Source organism: Acinetobacter sp. NIPH 817, from assembly GCF_000368405.1.
Lineage (GTDB): Bacteria > Pseudomonadota > Gammaproteobacteria > Pseudomonadales > Moraxellaceae > Acinetobacter.
Genome location: NZ_KB849425.1, coordinates 1 through 1,465, shown reverse-complemented (window position 1 = coordinate 1,465; position 1,465 = coordinate 1). Strand labels below are relative to the sequence as shown.

Annotated in this window: 2 protein-coding genes and 1 pseudogene; 2 read left to right on the top strand and 1 reads right to left on the bottom strand. The window is 32.5% G+C overall.

Annotation, left to right across the window (positions count from 1 at the left end; translation table 11 throughout):
* Positions 1-201 (top strand): annotated as a pseudogene (locus F968_RS19340) (porin family protein); the annotation flags it as partial.
* Between the two features lie 169 nt (positions 202-370).
* Here F968_RS19340 and F968_RS19335 read toward each other — a convergent pair.
* Positions 371-601, bottom strand: coding sequence for a hypothetical protein (locus F968_RS19335; protein WP_004796422.1), 231 nt, complete (start codon positions 599-601; stop codon positions 371-373).
* 336 nt (positions 602-937) lie between these two features.
* Here F968_RS19335 and F968_RS19330 point away from each other — a divergent pair, with 336 nt between their 5' ends.
* On the top strand, positions 938-1,309 hold the full coding sequence (locus F968_RS19330) for an RcnB family protein (protein ID WP_004796420.1): 372 nt from the start codon (positions 938-940) through the stop codon (positions 1,307-1,309).
* Positions 1,310-1,465 lie beyond the last annotated feature (156 nt).

Genomic DNA, 1,465 nt, shown 5'->3' with positions numbered 1-1,465 from the left:
TATGCACGTGTTGACCTCGATGTAGATGCTACTTATCAAGGTTATACAGTTTCAGCTAGCGAAGATGATTCCGGTTTAATCATTCAGGCTGGGGCTGGCTATAACTTCACTCCAAACTTGGCTGCAGAAGTAGCTTACACACACGTTAATGCGTTTGATGGCTTTAATGGTGTAAATGCTCAATTAAAATATAACTTCTAATTTGTTGAGTAAAAGAGCGAGGAGAAAATCCTCGCTTTTTTTGGAAATTTGTACAACAGCCATTATGTTAAATGAAAGAAGTAGTGAATTTATTCTGTCTTATCAGTAGGAAGGTATAAAAAAAGACCAATAAGTTTTTACACTTATTGGCCTTTTCCTTTATTCGTAATTAGTGTTTAGGTGGCAATTTATGCTCTGGATGATGCTTCTTCATGTCATGTTTTGAAGAGGCTTTATGATGGGGATCTCTTTTCATATCATGTTTTGGTGGCTGTGGTTTTTTATCAATATGGTGCTGAGCTGGTGGCTGTTTATGATCCTGTACTGGAGCAGCCATCGTAGTCATTGTGAATGAGGTTGCCATTAAACCAACGAGTAAACCAGAGATAATCTTTTTCATTTCTAAACTCTAAACCTGAGAACTTATTTGATAAGAGGATATTAGGACTGCTTTATGGAGATTAGATGGATAATAATGTGAGATTTAAGTAAATTATTTTCCTCATTAAAACATGATGATTCAACTATATGTTTTTATTATATTTGAGTGAAATCACAGCCTATTTAAAGACCAAATAAATGGTTATTTTGCATTCTAAGTGTTTGTTTTATATTCTAAATTAATCCTTATTTCCTTCTTAACTTTAACAAAAGAATTACATTAAATAATTATTTAAACTTGGTTTCTCATGTTTAATGAAATTATCAATTAAAAGACAAAATGATTAGGTGTGGTATGAATACATTAATTAAAGCAATTGTTTTATCAGTATCAGCTTCTGTTATGGGAGCTTCTGCTTTTGCCGCTCCACAAGAAAATCATAATCAGCCTAAACACGTTAATCAGCATAAAAAACAAGTTGACCAACATAAGAAACAGCCTGTAGTTCAAAAAGCTCAAGCTCAGAAGCATACTGTAAAACCTTCACGTGATTGGAAGGCTGGACAAGTTATTCCTTCTCAATACCGCAAAGGTCACTCAGTAGACCATAAAAAGTATAGCAACCTGACTAAACCAGCTAAGAACCAGCAATGGGTGAAAGTAAATAATGATTATGTGCTGATCAATACAGTGAATCACAAAATCATTAAAACTATCAAAGGTTAATATCTCTGATAGAGAAAAATTCTCTAGAAGGCTTTAAATACTTTCTTGAAAAAAAACGCAGATCTTGAGATCTGCATTTTTCTTTTCTAATTATCAATCTTTTCTAAAATTAACATAATACGCGTTATATATAATTCAAAAAATGATACTATTTTT